The sequence below is a fragment of the Paenibacillus apis genome, from assembly GCF_018333295.1.
Classification (GTDB): domain Bacteria; phylum Bacillota; class Bacilli; order Paenibacillales; family Paenibacillaceae; genus Fontibacillus; species Fontibacillus antibioticophila.
Genome location: NZ_BORS01000057.1, coordinates 1 through 468 on the forward strand (window position 1 = coordinate 1; position 468 = coordinate 468).

General features: G+C 46.8%; 1 rRNA gene. It reads right to left on the reverse strand.

Annotated features, from left to right (window positions below):
* Positions 1 to 403: 403 nt before the first annotated feature.
* A 16S ribosomal RNA gene (locus KI362_RS25275) occupies positions 404 to 468 on the reverse strand; the annotation flags it as partial.

The following is a 468-nucleotide window of genomic DNA, read 5'->3' on the forward strand; positions in this document are numbered from 1 at the left end:
GATGCTGCAGTTTTGCGCCTGGTGCTCTGTTGTCCGTTGCCCGCTCTTGCTGATCGCAAGGGTTGCAGACACTTCCAAAGGATCCCCAGTCCCAAAACTTTCGCATGTGTATTCACTACCTAAAACTTCACTTGCTGTGACACAAGTTCAGCTAAAAGGAATGTTCTAATTCGCAGATTCTTCGTTTCGTTATCCAGTTTTCAAGGATCAAGTGCTGTGTTATTCGACCGACGCAAGCGTGGTGAATAACAACAACGAGTTTGAGAGTTGAACTCTCAAAACTGACCAACGAGTGAGTAACAGGACTAAGACCTGATTTGGTTACTTTGCTTACGCAAAGTGATCGGCGACCTTGCGGTCAGCCTATTTGAATGTCTTCGTTGCAGAAGACGATTCTCCATAGAAAGGAGGTGATCCAGCCGCACCTTCCGATACGGCTACCTTGTTACGACTTCACCCCAATCATCT